This is a genomic window from Amycolatopsis magusensis (genome assembly GCF_017875555.1).
In the GTDB taxonomy this organism is placed as follows: Bacteria; Actinomycetota; Actinomycetes; order Mycobacteriales; family Pseudonocardiaceae; genus Amycolatopsis; species Amycolatopsis magusensis.
On sequence record NZ_JAGGMS010000001.1, the window covers coordinates 4,749,494 to 4,768,082 of the forward strand.

General features: G+C 67.8%; 12 protein-coding genes. 9 read left to right on the forward strand and 3 right to left on the reverse strand.

The genetic code is table 11. The features are described from left to right. Positions 1 to 154: 154 nt before the first annotated feature. Positions 155 to 586, reverse strand: coding sequence for a hypothetical protein (locus JOM49_RS21275; RefSeq protein WP_209666016.1), 432 nt, complete (start codon positions 584 to 586; stop codon positions 155 to 157). 135 nt (positions 587 to 721) lie between these two features. Between JOM49_RS21275 and JOM49_RS21280 the strand changes: the two genes are divergently transcribed. From JOM49_RS21280 to JOM49_RS21315, 8 genes are all read left to right on the forward strand, one after another. Then, on the forward strand, positions 722 to 1,729 hold the full coding sequence (locus JOM49_RS21280; protein ID WP_209666017.1) for a methyltransferase: 1,008 nt from the start codon (positions 722 to 724) through the stop codon (positions 1,727 to 1,729). A 313-nt stretch (positions 1,730 to 2,042) separates the two neighbouring features. Continuing rightward, complete coding sequence (locus tag JOM49_RS21285) at positions 2,043 to 5,504, forward strand: ThuA domain-containing protein (RefSeq protein WP_209666018.1); 3,462 nt, start codon at positions 2,043 to 2,045, stop codon at positions 5,502 to 5,504. A 446-nt stretch (positions 5,505 to 5,950) separates the two neighbouring features. Continuing rightward, a complete protein-coding gene (locus JOM49_RS21290; protein WP_209666019.1) occupies positions 5,951 to 7,450 on the forward strand; it encodes a non-reducing end alpha-L-arabinofuranosidase family hydrolase in 1,500 nt (499 codons plus the stop codon). A gap of 576 nt (positions 7,451 to 8,026) precedes the next feature. Continuing rightward, positions 8,027 to 9,178, forward strand: a complete 1,152-nt coding sequence (locus tag JOM49_RS21295; protein WP_245369403.1) for a ricin-type beta-trefoil lectin domain protein — start codon at positions 8,027 to 8,029, stop codon at positions 9,176 to 9,178. 37 nt (positions 9,179 to 9,215) lie between these two features. Beyond that, positions 9,216 to 11,852, forward strand: coding sequence for an RICIN domain-containing protein (locus JOM49_RS21300; protein ID WP_308159065.1), 2,637 nt, complete (start codon positions 9,216 to 9,218; stop codon positions 11,850 to 11,852). Between the two features lie 30 nt (positions 11,853 to 11,882). Continuing rightward, complete coding sequence (locus JOM49_RS21305) at positions 11,883 to 12,650, forward strand: DinB family protein (RefSeq protein ID WP_209666022.1); 768 nt, start codon at positions 11,883 to 11,885, stop codon at positions 12,648 to 12,650. 84 nt (positions 12,651 to 12,734) lie between these two features. Continuing rightward, positions 12,735 to 13,388, forward strand: coding sequence for a hypothetical protein (locus JOM49_RS21310; protein WP_209666023.1), 654 nt, complete (start codon positions 12,735 to 12,737; stop codon positions 13,386 to 13,388). Between the two features lie 193 nt (positions 13,389 to 13,581). Continuing rightward, entirely contained in the window at positions 13,582 to 14,070 is a 489-nt protein-coding gene (locus JOM49_RS21315) for a TetR/AcrR family transcriptional regulator C-terminal domain-containing protein (protein WP_209666024.1), read from the forward strand. 86 nt (positions 14,071 to 14,156) lie between these two features. On the opposite strand, the gene JOM49_RS21320 is transcribed toward JOM49_RS21315, so the two are convergent. Next, a complete protein-coding gene (locus tag JOM49_RS21320) occupies positions 14,157 to 14,945 on the reverse strand; it encodes a pectate lyase (RefSeq protein WP_209666025.1) in 789 nt (262 codons plus the stop codon). A gap of 330 nt (positions 14,946 to 15,275) precedes the next feature. Here JOM49_RS21320 and JOM49_RS21325 point away from each other — a divergent pair, with 330 nt between their 5' ends. Beyond that, on the forward strand, positions 15,276 to 16,379 hold the full coding sequence (locus tag JOM49_RS21325) for a pectate lyase family protein (RefSeq protein WP_209666026.1): 1,104 nt from the start codon (positions 15,276 to 15,278) through the stop codon (positions 16,377 to 16,379). 89 nt (positions 16,380 to 16,468) lie between these two features. Here the strand turns inward: JOM49_RS21325 and JOM49_RS21330 are convergent, their stop codons facing one another. Further along, positions 16,469 to 18,364: a pectate lyase-like domain-containing protein gene (locus JOM49_RS21330; RefSeq protein ID WP_209666027.1), complete on the reverse strand. Its 1,896-nt coding sequence runs from the start codon at positions 18,362 to 18,364 to the stop codon at positions 16,469 to 16,471. Between the last annotated feature and the right edge of the window lie 225 nt (positions 18,365 to 18,589).

The following is an 18,589-nucleotide window of genomic DNA, read 5'->3' on the forward strand; positions in this document are numbered from 1 at the left end:
AAGCGTACTGAGCCAGAAGCGATCTATCGAGGATCTTTACCCCGATGGCGCAGCGGACGGCTTCGGTGCGGATGCACTCGACGCGACAGACCCTGCAGGCCAGGGCGCTTTGCAGGCTTCCCGGCGAACTGGGGGCTTCGTGCCCCGCAGCCGATCAGGATCCGGCATCGCCTTCTGGCTGCGACGGCTTCCTGAAGGCTCCGAAGATGGCCCGAACATGGCGGGCTTGGGCCTCCAGCGTGGCGACCTGGCCTGGATCCGCGGGAGCGAGCGTGTCCACGGCTGGATACGGGCCTCGTTCCTTGCTCATCAGGTAGACGCGCTTACCATTTGTCGAATCCCGCAGTAAACCGCTCGGATGGGCGTTGAGCCTGGCGCCCTGCACGGCGAGCAGCCAGCCGTGTTCTTCAAGGGCGGTGCGCAGTTTGGTGAGTGCGTCCAGAACGTCGTAACCCGCAACTGCGAGGTGCCCGGTGGGTCCGTCGAACTCCAGGAGGACCGCACCGCGTGTGCCGCCTGAACGGAGTTGGCACGCGCGGTGATCACTTCCGCGCCTGGCGAGAACTTCATGGTCTTGGGTTGACACCACTGCTCGATCCTCGCCACGGGAGATGTCCAGGATTGCTGACGCAGTCAGCGGAAGTGAGTGTAGCGCCGGGCGAACCGGCACGGGTGCGGGTTTGCTCTAGGCACGGAGTGGGATCTGTGCCATGAAAGGGAGATGACGAACACAGCAGAGGATGCCTATCGGCACATCCTCACCGAGTCCATCGCGTTCCTGTACCCCGCCGCGCTGCGGGCGGCGGCGTTGCTGGAAGTGGCCGAGCACCTGGCAGGCGGGCCGCGAGACGTGGCCGAACTGGCCGGGCTGACCGGGGCGAGCGGCCCGTACCTGCGGCGCCTGCTGCGTCTTCTGGCCTCCCACGGGACCTTCCGGGAGGACGAGGACGGCCGGTTCCACCTGACGCCCCAAGCGGATCTGCTGCGGGCCGACGCTCCCCGGTCCCTGCGGGCGGCGGTGCTCCTGGTGACCGAGGACAGCTGGTGGCAGTCCGCCGCCGACCTCGCCGAGGCGGTCCGGCGTGGCGAACCGGCGTTCGACCGCCGCGTCGGCAAGCCCTTTTTCGCCCATCTGGCCGAGCATCCGGAGCACGGAGCGCTGTTCGACGCGGGCATGGCGGCCTACTCGGCCGGCGAAATCGGCTACATCGTCGAAGGCTACGACTTCCCGGACAGCGGGGTCATGGTGGACGTCGGCGGCGGGCGGGGCGGCCTGCTGCTCGCGGCGCTGCGTGCCCGGCCCGGCCTGCGCGGCATCCTTCTGGAGCAGGAACAAGTGCTGGCGGGCAACGTACTCCCCGAGCTCGGCGCCGACGACCGGTGGACCCTGCACCCGGGCGACTTCTTCTCCGCGGTGCCCGCCGGCGATCTCTACACGGTCAAGAACATCCTCCACGACTGGAGCGACGACCAATGCGTACGAATCCTGGAGAACTGCCGGCGCGCGATGAACCCGGGCGCCCGCCTGCTCGCCATCGACGCGGTCATCCCACCCGGCAACGACCCCGACTTCGGCAAGGCGATCGACATCCTGATGCTGCTGCTCCTCCCGGGCGGTGAACGCACCCGATCGGAGTTCGAGCGGATCTTCGAACGAGCCGGGTTCCGGATCACGCGAGTGATCCCCACCCCCGGCACGGTTTCCATGATCGAGGCGGTGCCCGCCTGACCGAGGCCGGTTGAGCGGATCGGGGATTAGTCAGGTTTATCTCTTGACCGCTCAGGCCCGGACGTTGTTACCTGGTCACCTGCTCGGAAGGCGCCGCGGACAGGGTGAGCGTCGGCCGGCGGTGCCCCCCGATGAGTAGGACACATGTAGGTAGCTTCGCCTGCGACGCTTCGGTCGCCCGCGAGGAGATGACCAGCGACAACACCCGCTTCACCGGACAAGCCAGGTCGCGACCGCCACCGCGATCCGGGGATCGCGCGGCGCCGCCGCGTGCTGAACGCACAGCCGTTTCAACTGCCCCAGAGGAGTGGCGATGAGACACAGGCTCGCACGGGTACTGGCGATCATCTGCGGGGTGCTGGTGGTGGTCGGACTGGCCCCGCCGGTCGCCACCGGGCACCCGGAAGGTCTGCACGTCCTGGTGTTCAGTGAGACCGCGGCCGGGGCCTACCGGCACGACTCGATCCCGGCGGGGATCACCATGATCGAACAGCTGGCCGCGCAGAACGAGTGGGAACTGACCAAGAGCGAGAACTCGACGGTCTTCAACGACGCCACGCTCGCCACGTTCGACGTGATCGTCATGTTGCAGACCTCGGGAATGGTCTGGGACAACGACGCCCAGCGCGCCGCGGTGCAGAAGTACGTGCGCGGCGGCGGTGGCATCGTCGCCGTCCACAACGCGACGGACATGAACATCGAGCAGCAGTTCCCGTGGTGGGACCAGATGCTCGGCATGACGATGACGCAGCACTCGGCGACGGTGTCCGGCACGGCCAAGGTCGCCGACCGCAAGCACCCGTCGGGCCAGGGACTTCCGGACCGGTGGACACGCACCGAGGAGTGGTACAACTTCAACCGCTCCGCCCGCGGTGACGTGCACGTGCTGGTCACCGCGGACGAGTCCACCTACGACGCCGGTCAGTACAAGATGGGCCACGACCACCCGATCTCGTGGTGCCGCAACTTCGAAGGCGGCAGGCTGTGGGCGACCGGCATGGGACACCAGGCTTCCAGCTACTCCGAGCCCTTGTTCCGCGAACACGTCAAGGGCGGCGTCGAGTCCGCCGGTGGCAAGGTCGCGGCGGACTGCGGCCCCACGGTGTGGAGCAGCTTCGAGAAGGTCACGCTGGACGACAACACCGTGGGTCCGGCCGCGCTGGACATCGCGAAGGACGGCCGGGTGTTCTACGCCGAGTACGGCGGCAAGGTGAAGATCTTCAAGCCGGACACCCGGACCACCGTCACCGCCGCCACGATCAACGCCTACACCGGCGGGGAGGACGGCCTGACCGGCTTGGCACTGGACCCGAACTTCGCCACCACCAGGTGGATCTACCTGATGTACTCGCCGGCGGGCGGCACCGAGCACATCGCGCGGGTCTCCCGGTTCACCGTGAACGGTGACACGCTCGACCCGGCCAGCGAGCAGGTGATCATGAAGGTGCCGTCGTCACGGGCGGCCCCCGAACCGGGCCACACCGGCGGTTACCTCGCGTTCGGCCCGAACGGCAACCTCTACATCGGCCCCGGTGACGACATCGAACCGTTCCGTTCCGACGGTTACGCGCCGATCGACGAGCGGCCGGGCTGGGCGAGCAACGACGCGCAGGGCACGGCGGCCAACACCAACGACCTGCGGGGCAAGATCCTGCGCATCCACCCGCAACCCGACGGGACCTACACGATCCCGTCGGGCAACATGTTCCCGCCCGGTACCGCCAAGACGAAGCCCGAGATCTACGCGATGGGCTTCCGCAACGCGTTCCGGTTCTCGGTGCACCCGACGACGGGTGTCATCTACGCCGCGGACTACGCGGCGGACGCGGGCAACGACAACCCGAACCGGGGTCCGGCGGCGACCACGGAATGGAACATCATCACCTCACCGGGCTTCTACGGCTGGCCGTACTGCGTGGGCGACAACATCCCCTACAACGACTACAACTTCGCCACGAAGCAGTCCGGTCCGAAGTTCAACTGCGACAGTCCGGTGAACAACTCGCCGAACAACACCGGCCTGACCAACCTGCCGGCGGCACGCAAGGCGGACCTCTGGTACGGCGGCGGCGCGAACGGTTTCAAGTTCCCGGAAATGGGCGACGGCGGCGAGGCGCCGATGGCGTTCCCGGCCTACCAGTACGACCCTGGCAACCCGTCGGCGACGAAGTTCCCGGAGTACTTCGACCAGACGCCGTTCTTCGGTGAGTGGTCCCGCAACAAGATGTTCGAGTTCCGCCTCGGTCAGGACGGGAAGCTGTTGAAAATCAACAACTTCCTGTCGAACCTGAGCTTCAAGTCGCCGATGGACGCCAAGTTCGGTCCGGACGGCGCGCTGTACCTGCTGGAGTGGGGGAGCGGATTCGGCAGGGACAACCCGGATTCCGGGCTCTACCGCATCGACTACACGACCGCGGACCGCAGTCCGATCGCGACGGCGGTAGCCACCCCCTCTTCGGGTTCCTCGCCGCTGGCAGTGCAGTTCTCCAGCGCCGGATCGGCGGATCCGGAAGGTGGGCCGGTCACGTTCCGGTGGGAATTCGGCGACGGCGCCACGTCCACCCTGGCCAACCCCGCGCACACCTACAACGCGCGCGGCCAGTTCAACGCGAAGCTCACCGTCACCGACGCGGGCGGTAAGACGGGGGTGGCGAACGTGATCGTGACCTCGGGCAACACCTCGCCGACGGTCAACCTCAGCATCCCGGACGGCGGCATGTTCGACTGGGGCAGCACGATCCCGTACACGGTGACGGTCACCGATCCCGAGGACGGCACCATCGACTGCACCAAGGTCAGCACCACTCCCGCGCTGGGACACGATCAGCACTCGCACGATCTCTCGCCGATCCCCGGCTGCTCCGGCACCCTCAGCCCGCAAACCGACAGCGCGCACGCCGAGGCCAACGTGTCCTACGTCGCGGATTCCCGATACACCGACAAGGGCGCGACCGGGGTTCCCGCACTGACCGGAAGCCGGAAGGTCCTGTTGCACCCCAAGCAGAAGCAGGCCGAGTTCTTCACCGGCTCGTCCGGTGTCCGGGTCGTCTCCCAGTCCGGTGCGCAGTCGGGCGCGCGGGTCGGCGACATCAGCAACAACGACTGGATCTCGTTCAAGCCGTACAACTTCACCGGCATCAACCAGGTGTCCGTGCGGCTCTCCTCACCGAGCGGCGGCGGTACGGTCGAGCTGCGCGCCGGTTCCCCGACGGGCGCACTGATCGCGTCGGTCCCCGTCCAGAGCACCGGCGGCTGGGACACCTACGCCGGCATGCCCGCGGTGAACGTCGCGAACCCGGGCGGTACGACGGAATTGTTCCTGGTGTTCAAGACGAACGCGGCCAACTCCTACGACATCGATTCGATGACGTTCACCGGTCCTGGCGTGGGCACGCCGGGCAATCCCGGCACGGGCGGGCCGATCGTCGGGATCGGCAGCAAGTGCGTCGACGTCAACGGCGGTTCCACCACCGATGGCGCCAAGGTCCAGCTGTGGACCTGCAGCGGTGGCGCGAACCAGGCCTGGACCCGCACCGGGCAGGTGTTCCAGGCACTGGGCAAGTGCCTGAACGCCAACGGCACCGCGGACGGCGCCCTGGTGCAGCTGTGGACCTGCAACGGCAGCTCCTCGCAGAACTGGTCCGTGCAGGCCGACGGCACCCTCCGCAACGGTGGCAAGTGCCTGGACGCCAACGGTGGCGCTTCAGCCGACGGCACCCAGCTGATCACCTGGACCTGCAACGGCGGCACCAACCAGAGATGGACGGTCCCGTAATCGGGGCGCGGGCCTGAGCGAAAGTTTCGAGTGAGAATCGGGCACGGTGTGGCCTTCGCTTGTCACGGTCAACTCCTGTGGTCGAGAGGTCTTTCGGTGATGAGGCCCTGGGTGTGTCTCGTGGCTTCCGTTGACTCCGGACGACGCTGCTGGCTAAAATTATTCGAAATTTGTGGTGAGCAGGCCGAAACGTTCGAGCGTCAACGGTGACGTCGTGGAGGTGATGCACCCAGGGTTGACCGCCCACAGGTGCCAGCGGCGCTCGGCACAAGTGCTCCGGCCGCCGGTGGCCCCTGCGCGATCGCGCCAGGCGGCGATGTTCACCGCTCTCGATGTGACCGTCCGTTGCAGAGCTGTTCCGCGGTCACGAATGTTAGCGCTAACAGCGCCGAGCACCTGTTATTTCCCCGGGCCCCATCCGGCCCTGACGCTGAAGGAGAGTCATCATGAGTTCGACAGGTCAAGCACCGCCGCGCCGCGCGGGTCGCGCTTGGCGGGGCCGTTGGGGGCGCGCGTTGATCGCCTTGCTCCCGACCGTCCTGGCGGCGACCGCGGTGGTCGCGTTCGACACCGGGGTGGCGTCGGCGGCGACGGTCGACACGACCGCGTGGTACGTGCTGGTCAACCGCAACAGCGGTAAGGCACTGGACGTGTCCGGCGTGTCCACCGCGGACGGGGCGGTGGTCCACCAGTGGGCCCGCCACGACGGCGCCAACCAGCAGTGGCAGTTCACCGACTCCGGTGACGGCTACTACCGGCTGAAGTCGAAGAACTCCGGCAAGGTCCTCGACATCGACAACTGGTCGACCGCCGACGGCGGCAAGGTCCAGCAGTGGACCGACCTCAACGGGACCAACCAGCAGTTCCGCCTCGCCGACTCCGACGGCGGCCACGTCCGGCTGATCAACCGCAACAGCGGCAAAGCCGTGCAGGTGACCGGACAGTCGACCGCGGACGGCGCGGCCGTCGTCCAGTCCGGCGACCAGAACGGGGTCGGCCAGCAGTGGCAACTCGTCCGCCTGGACGAAGCGCCTGGCGCGTGCACCCTTCCCTCGACCTACCGCTGGTCGTCGACGGGACCGCTGGCGACCCCGAGGTCGGGCTGGGTCTCGCTCAAGGACTTCACCCACGTCGTCCACAACGGCAAGCACCTGGTCTACGCGACCACGCACGACACGGGCACGACCTGGAGCTCGATGAACTTCACGCCCTTCACCAACTGGTCCGACATGGCCTCGACCGGCCAGAACGCGATGAGCTCCGGGGCCGTGGCCTCCACGCTGTTCTACTTCGCTCCCAAGAACATCTGGGTGCTCGCCTACCAGTGGGGCGGGCCCGCCTTCAGCTACCGGACCTCGAGCGACCCCACCAACCCCAACGGCTGGTCGGCACCGCAAACCCTGTCCACCGCGAGCATCACCGGCTCCGGCACCGGACCCATCGACCAGACCCTCATCGCCGACGGCAACACCATGTACCTGTTCTTCGCCGGTGACAACGGCAAGATCTACCGCTCCAGCATGCCCATCGGGAACTTCCCGAGCAGCTTCGGTTCCTCCTACACCACGATCATGAGCGACACGCAGGCCAACCTGTTCGAAGGCGTCGAGGTCTACAAGGTCCAGGGCCAGAACCAGTACCTGATGATCGTCGAAGCCATGGGCGCCAACGGACGCTACTTCCGTTCCTTCACCTCCAGCAGCCTCGGCGGCTCCTGGACCCCGCAGGCCGCCACCGAGAGCAATCCCTTCGCCGGCAAGGCCAACAGCGGCGCCACCTGGACCAATGACATCAGCCACGGCGACCTGATCCGCAGCAACCCCGACCAGACCAAGACCATCGACCCCTGCAACCTGCAACTGCTCTACCAAGGCCGCGACCCCAAGTCCGGTGGCGACTACGGCCTCCTGCCCTACCGGCCTGGCTTGCTCACCCGCCAGCCCTGAGCACCTGACACAGGTCCACACAGCCGGTCCGGTGCCTCACCCCTCATCGGGTGAGGCACCGGCCCGGCTCCTCGTCGCGTGGTCGTGAGGCGATCGGGTACGGTCGCGACTGCCGGGTGTCACTTCCGGGCGCCGTGCGATGAGTCCGAAACATCCGCCCGGATAAGTACGAAACATTGCGCTGCGACTGGCCGGTCCCGTACCGTAATCACGGCATCGGCCGATCTCGCCGGATGCCTCACCTGGTCCCGGCCCCTGACTGTCGGCCCAGTTGCCCCATTGGCGTCCCGGGCGCTCCGTGACTCTTTTGGGAGCGCTCCCACCATCGGCCGAATGGAGCCGCACCCGCACCGCGAACCAACGCTGAACCAGGCCGGTAACCCACCGGAGACACGAGCAGAGACTGGGAGCACGCCCATGAGACAGGGCAGTAACCGTTCACGGCGATGGTGGACACTGGTCGCCGCCGCCACGCTGGTAATCACCGGTGCGAGCGCCGCGGAGGCCGGGACGGCATCCGCGGGAGGGGAGGCCGGCACCCTTGCCGCGTCGGCGGGTTGTGGTCAGGCTCCGGCGTTGCAGAGCGGTACGCACACGATTCAGAGCGGCGGTAAGAGCCGGCAGTTCATCCTGAGCGTTCCCGGCAACTACGACAACACCCGCCGGCACCGGCTGGTGTTCGGGTTCCACTGGCTGGGCGGCACCATGCAGCAGGTCGCCGGCGGCGGAACCGACGGCGACGTCTACGCCCACTACGGGCTGCGGCGGCTGGCGAACGAGACCGCCATCTTCGTGGCGCCCCAGGGCCTCAACAACGGCTGGGCGAACTCCGGTGGCGAGGATCTGACCTTCGTCGACGACATGATGCGCAGGATCGAGGACGGTCTCTGCGTCGACACGACGCAGCGCTTCGCTCTCGGCTTCAGCTACGGCGGCGCGATGAGCTACGCGATCGCGTGCGCCCGTGCGAGCTCTTTCCGTGCGGTCGCGGTCATCGGTTCCCCTGCCGAGCTCAGCGGGTGCAGCGGTGGCACGCAGCCCATCGCGTACATGGGGATCCACGGCATCAACGACAACATCGGTGCCGGGCGTGCGCTGCGGAACCGATTCGTCAAGAACAACGGCTGTACCGCCCAGAACCCGCCGGAACCAGCGGCAGGCAGCCGGACCCACATCAGCACGGCCTACTCGGGGTGCCAGGCCGGGTACCCGGTGGTCTGGGCGCCCTTCGACGGTGGTCACCAGCAAGGTCCCGTGGACGGGTGCGCCGGCTGTGAGAGCGGCGCGAACAGCTGGGTCAAGAACGAGGTGTGGCAGTTCTTCACCGGAGAGACCCCGCCTCCGCCGCCGCCCACCTTCCGGTTGCGTGGCGAGGGCTCCGGCCGGTGCCTGGACGTCAACGCCGCGAGCACGGCCAACGGGAGCCAGATGATCATCTGGGACTGCCACACCAATGCCAACCAGCAGTTCACCGCGAGCGGCCAGGCGCTGCAGGTGCTGGGCAAGTGCCTGGAGGTGCCCAGCGGCGCGGCGCCCGGGACCCGGGCACGGATCTGGGACTGCAACGGCGGCCCCGGCCAGCAATGGGCCGTCAACCCCAATGGCACGGTCAGCAACGTCCAAACCGGACTGTGCCTCGACGTCAGCAACTCCACCACGGCCAACGGCACCGCCGTCAACGTCTGGAACTGCCACGCCGGCACCAACCAACGCTGGACGAAGGCGTAGTCCGATGAAACCAGTCTTCGCTGGAAGGCCGTTGGCGGTGTTCGCGGTGTTCGCCGCGCTGCTGACCTTCTCGGTTCCCATCCCGGCTTCCGCCGCCGTCCAGGTAACCTACTACGTCGCTCCCCACGGCGACGACGCCAATCCCGGGACGCTCACGGCGCCGTTCAAAACGGTGCAGCGCGCACGGGACACCGTTCGCTCGGTCAACGCGAACATGTCCGGCGACATCCAGGTTTACCTGCGCGGCGGTGACTACCCGGTGAGCGACACGATCGAATTCACGCCGGCTGACTCGGGCACGAACGGGTATCGGATCACCTACGCCGCGTACCAGGACGAAAAGCCGGTGCTGAGCGCCGGTGTTCAGGTGACCGGCTGGACGCAGCACAACGGCAATGTCTGGAAGGCTCCGCTCAACCGCGCCAACAAGCTGCGGGCGCTCTACGTCAACGACCAGCGGGCGTTCATGGCAGCCAAGACGATCAACTCCCAAGGGTGCTACGGCACGTACAACGTCACCGCGGGGCAGGCGCCCTGGGCGTGGGAATCGGGCTCGCAGTGTGACGGAGCCAAATACAACCTGGCCGACCTGCCCGCCATCGCCGGTAATCACGACGATCTGGAAATCGAAACGGCGACGACGTGGACGACGGCCATCGTGGGCGTCCGCCAGGTCGCCACGAGCGGTGATGGCGCGAACCGCGTGGCGCTGTTCCAGCAACCGGGCGGAGCCATCGCCCAGGGCGCGTACAACGGCAACTTCCAGACCGGCGGCAGCCACAAGCTCATGAACGCCTACGAGTTCCTGGACTCACCAGGCGAGTTCTACTTCGACAAGGCGAGCCGGGTGGTCTACTACTACAAGGCCAACTCCGAGAACATGACGACGGCGACGGTCCACGCGCCGAACAACCTGCCGACCGTTCTCCGGATCGCCGGCACGTCCACGAGCAACCACGTGCGGAACCTGACGTTCTCCGGCCTCACGGTGCAGCACTCCGACTGGAACCTGTTCTCCGTGGCGGGCTCCGCTTTCAAGCAGGCCCAGCAGGGCAATCTCGGCAACACCGCGTACGTCAAGGGCAACTTCCATGCCTACTACTACCGCAACGTCGACGCCCCGCCCGGTATCGTCCGGCTCGAGAACGCCGACGGGATCGAACTGCACCGCAATCGGATCCAGCACACCGGTGTCGACGGGATCAGCATGGTCAACGACGTGCAGAACACGAAGTTGATCGGGAACCACACGAACGACATCGCCGGTTCCGCCGTTGTCGTGGGCCATCCGCAGCACGTGTTCCTCGGGGACCACACCGCGACGAATCGCGAGAAGTATCCCGCCCAGGTCGAAGGACTCCCGAAGAACATCGAGATCAAGAACAACTACCTCCGCGACACCGGGGTGTTGTTCAACTCGCACAGTCCTATTTCGGCGTATTTCGCCGACACACTGGTGATCCAGCACAACCGGATCGAGAAAGCTCCCTGGTCGGGTATAACGCTCGGATGGGGCTGGTGGAACTTCGACGGATCGTCCGGCTCCGTCGCGCCCGGTAAGCCGACCACCACGGCACGGAACAACACCATCAGCCACAACCACATCATCGACACGGTGCAGCGCCTCAACGACACGGCGCCCATCTACACGCTGGGCAGTCAGCCGGGCACGACGATCACCGAGAACTACCTCCACGGCGTTCCGGCCGGCCACAAGTACGGACTCCACCCGGACGAGGGCTCGGCCTACCTCACCTTCCGCGACAACGTACTGAGCGTGGACAAGAACGTCACCTGGCTGATCAATTCCGACGACTTCGGGCGCAAGCACGACCTGAGCATCACGCAGACCTACGGGCCGATCAACAAGGTCTCCAACAAGAACCTGCCGAACAGCACCGTCCAGGACATCCTCGTCTCCGCCGACTACGTGTGGCCGGCAGCGGCATACGGGATCGCCGTGAACTCCGGGCTGGAAGAGTCCTACCGGGACATCATCCCGCCGGGCGGCCTTTCCCTGCCGGACTACGTCCTGCCGGCCAGCACGTTCGTCGGCACCGGGAGCTCGTCGATCCCCCTCCGCGGTGCGGGTGACGCGACCAAGACGGTCTGGCTGGCTCCTCTCGGCACGACCACCTTCGTCGTGGGCCCGACGATGACCAGGGCGAGTGGCACCGCGACGACCATCGACGTGCCGGCCTCGCCCGGTGACTACCGGCTCTACGTCGTGGACGCGCAGGGAACCCGGTCACCCGAGTCGACCTCGATCGTCCGGCGGCCGGGAGGCAATTCGCAGGCCGGCACGATCCTGGGTGGACAGTCGGGTCGCTGCGTCGATCTGGGGAGCACGGCCAACGGCACGCAGGCCCGGCTGTGGGATTGCCACGGCGGCACCGGCCAGCGGTGGACCCACACGGCGAGCAGGACACTGACCAACGGCACCAAGTGTCTTGACGCGTCGGGACAGGGCACCGCCAACGGCACCCCCGCGGTCATCTGGGACTGCCACGGCGGCACCAACCAGCAGTGGAACCTCAACGCCAACGGCACCATCACCGGCGTGCACTCCGGGTTGTGCCTCGACGCCAGCGGCAACGCCACCGCGAACGGCACCCCGATCCACCTCTGGTCGTGCCACGGCGGCACGAACCAGCAGTGGGACCTGCGTGACTGAGCCCGGAACGCGGTGCGCGAGACTGCTCCGATGGTTTCCGAATACGCCCAGAGCGACCAGTTCCGCGGTGCTCGTATCCACCTGTGCAACCTGGATGGCCTCGAGATCCGCGATTGCGAGGTGAACGGGCTGAAGATCGTCGACTGCTACGGCAGTGACGTCTACCTGGGTGGTGACTTCGAGCGCCTCGTCGTCAACGACGTCGACGTGACCGCCTATGTGGAGGCCGAGCTCGACCGCCGGCAACCCGCACGGGCGCTGGCGCGGGAGGCGGCGTCGCCCGAGGACTACCGGGCTGCTTGGGACGCCATCGAGGCGCAATGGGCGGCGACGCTCGACCGCGCCGGGCTCCTGCCCGAGGCCGCACTGCACGAGCAGGTCAACGGCGAGTGGTCGTTCGTCCAGACCCAGCGGCACCTGCTGATGGCCGGCGATGCCTGGCTCGGCAATGCCGTGCTCGAGGAGGACACGCCGTACCACCCGCTGGGCCTTCCTTACGGCGGGATGCCGCCCGATGTGGCGGCGAAGCTCGGGTTCACCCTCGAAGCCACCCCGACGCTCGACGAGGTACTCGCGCCGCGGCTCGCTCGCATGGCCACGATGCGGCGTGTCGTCGACGAGCTCACCGAGGCCGAGCTCGACCGGGTGTGTGGTCGCAAACCGGCCGACCCGTATCCCGATCAGGAGTACGTCGTGCGCCGCTGCCTCAAGGTGGTGCTGAAGGAAGAAGCCGAGCACCATCGTTACGCGGTGCGCGACCTCGCGGTGCTCGAGGCAGGGGTGCCTGAGCCGCGGTAGTCGCCGAGCGGTTCCCCCGGCCAAGTGCGGGTCTGGCCCCCGTAGGTCGCCGGTGCATCATGGGTGGGGCACCGGGGAGGCAGGATGGGCGAGCAGCCGGAGGCGTTGCTGCACCGCTACGAGGAGGCGCGTGCGAAGCACCTGGCGGCGCGGAAGGCCGAAGCCGAGACGCTGGATGCCCTGCGGGCGCTGAAGAAGCCCAGGGACGAGGAGGTGGAGGAGGCTCGCCGGCTCGCCGTCGCGGAGTGGGAGGGAGCGGTTCCGCGGCCGCGGAGGCCGTGGCTCGCGCGCCGTTGGCGCTGGTGGTGGACGCGTACCCGGTTGTACCGCTGGCAACAGGGCCGGGCCGGTCACTGCGCCGCCGCGTGCGCCGACGCGGTCGAGCAGTACCGCCTGGACTTCGAACACGCCCACGGGGCCGACTACGAGAAGGCCGTCGAGCGAGCCCGCGCGGTGCACAACCGTGCGGTCACCCGCCGCCGTGTCGCGGACTCGGCCGACCGCCAGGTGACCCAGGAGATCATCCGGCTTCTGCACCGCGAACACCGCTGGACCCCGCGCGAGATCAACGAGGCGCTGCCGAACCAGACCGAGCACGGGGTGAAGAAGGTGCTCGGCCTGCTGCCGCGACCCACCTCGCGCTCGCGCGACCCGCGCCACACGGCAGGCGGCGGCTGGGACGGGAGTTACGACGGGGGAGCGGCCAACTGCAGTGGCGGCGGCGGGAGCGGCGACTGACCGGGCCGGCTGAGGTTCCCGCTCGCAAGGCCGGTTGTGGCTCAGCTGTTGGGCGAGATGGCCGTTCCGGCTCCGCGGCGCCGGATGGGTACGGCGGTCGGCTTGCCGGCCGGTTCGGGTGCCGGTGAGCCTTCGAGGACCATGCCCGCGTCGGCGATTATGTCGAGGTCGGCCTGGCGGTCACCTTTGGCGGGTGGCCGTGGAGCTGGACGGGCGGCCCAGCGCGCTCTACTGGCATTTCGCCAGCAAGCAGGCCCTGCTCACCGCGCTCGCCGACCAGGTGCTGGCAGAGGTGGCCCCGCCCCCGGCCCGGGCGCGCTGGGATCGACGGCTCCAACGGCTCGCCGTCGACCTGCGGTCCACCGTGCTCGCGGTCACCGATGGCGCCGCACTCCTCTCGGTGGGCCAGGCGGGCGGGCAGTCCACCGCGGTGATCGGTGAGCACCTGGAGGCGGCGGCCCGCCTGGGTGGATTGTCCGAACGTGACGCCGGTGCCACGCGGACCGCGATCTGGCAGCTGGTCATCGGGCTGGGCATCGAGCAGCAGACCCGCTCCCGGATGGCCGGACTCGATCCCGCCGCGCTGCCCGGCCGCGACTTCGACCAGGAGTTCACCGACGGACTCGGCCTCGTGCTGGACGGTGCCCGCCACCGTGCCGGGACAGCGGGCACACCGGGCTGAGCCGCCCGGGCCCAGTCGGTCGGCGTGCTCGAGCCACACGGAAACCGGGCCGGTCGCGGTGGCGCGACCGGCCCGGTCCGGTCAACTCACTGATAGGTGATATCGGATGCGGAGTAGATGCAGTTCTTCCCGTCCGGTCCGGTGCCGACCTTCTTGGATTCTCCGTCGCCCTTCTTGACACCGTTGTACTTGTCGCAGATGGAGACCTTCTTGTTCTTGTCGCCCACGAGCGTGACCCCGCTCAGCCGCGCGGTGTCACCGTAGTTCACATTGATGCTGACGACATTGCTCGCCGACATCTCGATGCGCACGTTCTCCACCCGGACGTGCCGGGTCTGCGGATTGTTGCTGCAGTTCCCGCAGGTGCGGACCAGTTTGCCGATGCCCTGCGCGGCGAAATTGCGGACGATCATCGTGCCGGGGGCGTTGTGCTGGAACACCTTGTCGCTCGCGCTCAGCGCGCCCCCGCCGTCGATGGTCATCGTCTGCGAGGCCGAGGTGCCCTTGAAGGTCGCGGCATCTTCGCCGACGTCCTCCCACCACACGTTGCGCAACGTGCAGGTGCCGAGGCAGTGCACGCCATCCGCGCCCGGCTTCCCGATGATCACGTTGGCCAGAGTCGCTCCGTCTGCGAGCTCGAAAACCGCCTTCTGGCTCTCGTCGCCACCGCCGCCACCCAGGCCTTCCGGGATGACCTTCTTCATCCCGTAGTCCCGCGTGCCGGAGAACTTGACGGTGCTCGTCACGGTTTCCTGGCCGTTCGCGGGCGGTACGCTCAACGCGTGCGCCGGCTGAGCGAGCACGACAAAAGATGTTGCCGCGACAATGCCCGCGAAACCGGTCGAAAGAACATTGCGCCACCACTTCGTGGTCATCGAACCTCCTATTGTGCTCCCTGTGATTTGGCTATCCCCACAAGGGAGAGCGGATTCATCGAAGCAGCCGGCTCCGCAGAGGACGCTACGCGAGGAAAGCGCTTTCTGCAAGGCCTCGATGTGCGGTTGCCAAGGTGGGGCACCCGACAACAGTGGCCGGGTGGCGGTGGTGCCGCGCCGGTCGGAATTGTCAAAGCGGTGCGCTGAATAGTGCACCTCGTCGTCCCTATGGTCGGTGCTGTGTGGCCGGTCATCAGGTCGTGGGCTGACCGGCCCCCGTACCGGCGAAATGTGCCGGCACAACCCTTCGAGGACGCACGAGGAGACGGAATGAATCGATCCGCTGCATGGCGAGTCCCCGCGCTCGTGGCGGCGCTGGCCGTCGCGACCACGACCGGTGTGGTCCTGCCGATGTCCCCGGCGTCGGCGGCGGCCGGCGCCGCGACCGGCTACGCCTCCCAGAACGGCGGGACCACCGGCGGTGCGGGCGGGAGCACGGTCCGGGCCACCACCGGGACCCAGATCCACGAGGCCCTGTGCGGCCGGGCCGAGAGCGACACCCCCATCACCATCGAGGTGGAGGGGACCATCAACCACGGCAACACCAGCAAGGTCTCCGGCGACAGCTGCGAAACCGCGGCGAACGTGATCGAGCTCAAGCGGATCAGCAACGTCACGATCATCGGCGTCGGCAGCGGAGCGGTCTTCGACCAGCTGGGCATCCACATCCGTGAGTCCAGCAACATCATCATCCGGAACGTGACCGTGCAGAACGTCAAGAAGTCGGGTTCCCCCACGTCCAACGGCGGAGACGCGATCGGGATGGAGAGCGGCGTCCGCAACGTCTGGGTCGACCACACCACCCTGCGGGCTTCGGGCGGGGAGTCAGAGGGCTACGACGGCCTGTTCGACATGAAGAACAACACCCAATACGTGACCCTGTCCTACAGCATTCTGCGGGACTCCGGCCGCGGCGGACTGGTCGGCTCCAGTGAGAGCGATCGCTCGAACGGGTTCATCACCTACCACCACAACGTCTACCAGAACATCGACTCCCGCGCCCCGCTACTGCGTGGTGGCATCGCCCACATGTACAACAACCACTACGTGAGCCTTCACGAATCCGGCATCAATTCCCGGGCCGGAGCTCGCGCCAAAGTGGACAACAACTACTTCCAGAACTCCCACAACGTCCTGGGCACCTTCTACACCGACCAGGCCGGGTACTGGCAGGTCAGCGGCAACACCTTCGACAACGTGACCTGGTCCGGCCCGGACAGCGAAACCAACCCCGCCGGCCCCGACCCCAAGTCCACCACCACGGTCGGCATTCCCTACAGCTACCAGCTGGACCAGACCAACTGCGTGCCGAACATCGTGAGCCGGACGGCAGGCGACCGCACGGGCATGAAGGAATCCGACGGCGCCTGCTAGATGAGTGCCTCGGACGGCCGGCTACTGGTGTCCCGGCGTTGCCGCCGGGACACCAGTAGCGTGGGACGGGCCGGCTCAGCCGGAGCGCGTCACGGGTAGCTGACGACGTTCTGCGCTGTCCCTCCGTTGGAGCTGTCGGCGCGGGGGCCGGTGTCGTTGACGACCGAGTTGATCGAGCCGCTGCCGTCGAGGAACACCGTGAGCAGGCTGGTCAGCTGCACACCGGGGGTGCGGGGCACGCGGAACGACATCCGGGACTGGATGTCGACCCCCTGGTTGAAGAAGCTGTAGCTGCCCAGGCCCCAGCCGCGGAACGTGGTCACGCCCGGCGCGACCTCCAGGGCCGGGTAACCGGGGTTGGCTCCGTCTTCCTGCCACGCGGCCTGGCTCGGCGGGTCGTAGGGGCGCTCGTTCTGGTACATGACCACGCGCCCGCGCTCGCCGCGCCAGATCGTCTCGGTTTTCTGGTAGTGCTCCACGAACAGTCCGTTGGCGCTGACGTCGTGGCCGTTGATGACGGCCCCGTGGTCGGCGGTGTTGCGGTCCCAGCCGATGCCGGTGCCGTGGTCGCCGCGCCAGAGCCAGGTGTGGTCCAGCAGCACGTTCGAGGCGTTGACCTCCAGGCTGGTGGTGGCCTTGCCCTCCAGGGTGCCGCCGATGCGCACGAACACGTCCTGGAGCACCACCGGGTTGCCGGTGCCGCCGCATTCACAGGTGCCGCCCGGGCGGCCGACCTGCACCAGCACCGGCGAGTTGACCGGCCCGGCGTCGACGGTGAAGCCGTGCAGCTTCACCCCGGCCACGTCGTCGACGGTCACCGCGGCGTTGCCGGCCTGGGGCGTGACGGTCGGCATGCCGAGACCCAGCACCAGGGTGTCCGGCCGGGTGACCCGGATGGGCTCGGAGTAGCGGTAGGTGCCGGGGGAGAGCAGGAGGTGGCGGCCCTCGGCCAGCGCCTGGTTCACCTGCGCGATGCCGGTGGCCGGCGTGGCGACGAGGAAGTCGCCGAGGCCGATGGCCCGCTCGCCGGTGTCACCCCTGGTGGGGCCCACCGAGTCGCGGCGCACCGCGGGGACGCGCACGGTGTAGCTGCCGCCCGAGCGGGTCAGGTACGGCTCCTCCATCGACACCGGCGTGGTGTTCAGGGTGGTGTAGGGCTGGGCGCCCGGCACCCCGAAGCTGGTGGCCGGGGCACCCGGCGTACCGGCGAACACCTGGTTCCACACGCCGTTGCTCCAGCTGCTCAGCTCGCTGTTGCGCACCAGGAACTGCTGCTGGGAGCCGCTGACCACCTCGCCGCGGAAGCGGGAGTCGGCGATGAAGCCGCCGCTGGCGTACCACGGGCCGTCCCCGCAGTAGTCCATCAGGGACAGCTTGCCGTTGACGTCGACCCGGCGCATCGGCGCGGCCTGGGACACCGCCCAGAAGTTCGTCGCCGCCCGGCAGCCCTCCCCGCCCGCCACGTTGATGGTCAGGTTGGCCATCGAGCGCCAGAAGTTGGTCAGCGCGATGCAGTTGCCCGTGCCGTTGACCTGGCACTGGTTGTAGACGCTGACCCGGCCGTTGATCTGCACGTCACCGGGCTGGGCGCCGAGGCCGGCCACCTCCGTGTAGTAACCGACCCGGATCTCCAGGGGCTGCTGCGGGGTGCCGTAGCTGCCCGGTTCGAACAGCAGGGCGTAGCGGCCGGGGCCGAACTCGGCGCCTACCTGCTGGTTGGCGATGGCGTCCACGGTGGCCTGGATGTCGGCCTGGGCCATGCCCGGGTTGAACACATAGACGTTCGCGCCGAGTTCCGGCGCGTTGGGCGGGATCGGTGCCTGCGCCACCGACCGCGCCGCGGTGGTCGCGGGGTCTGCGGTGGCTGGCGCGGCGGTGATCAGCGAGCCGGTGACCAGCACGGACACCACCGCGCCGAGCAGTGCGGTGGACTTGCGCCGGCGGGCGCGCGGGGGTGTTCGGTGGGGAGGGGAAAAGGAGTGCAACAGAATTCTCCTTACCGGCCTGGGGAGGACCGTGGATGACGGCTGACCCGGCGTGCGCGTCACTCCGTCGTGAGCGGGGAGATGTGCACCACACTCTGGGTGGTGCCGCCGTAGTACAACACACGCGCTCACTCAGGACGATCCGTCGATCCGGCGATCTACCAGCACAGCCGGTGACGACAAGATCGCCGATCGGTCGTCGACCCCTGCTCGCCAGAGCAGGAG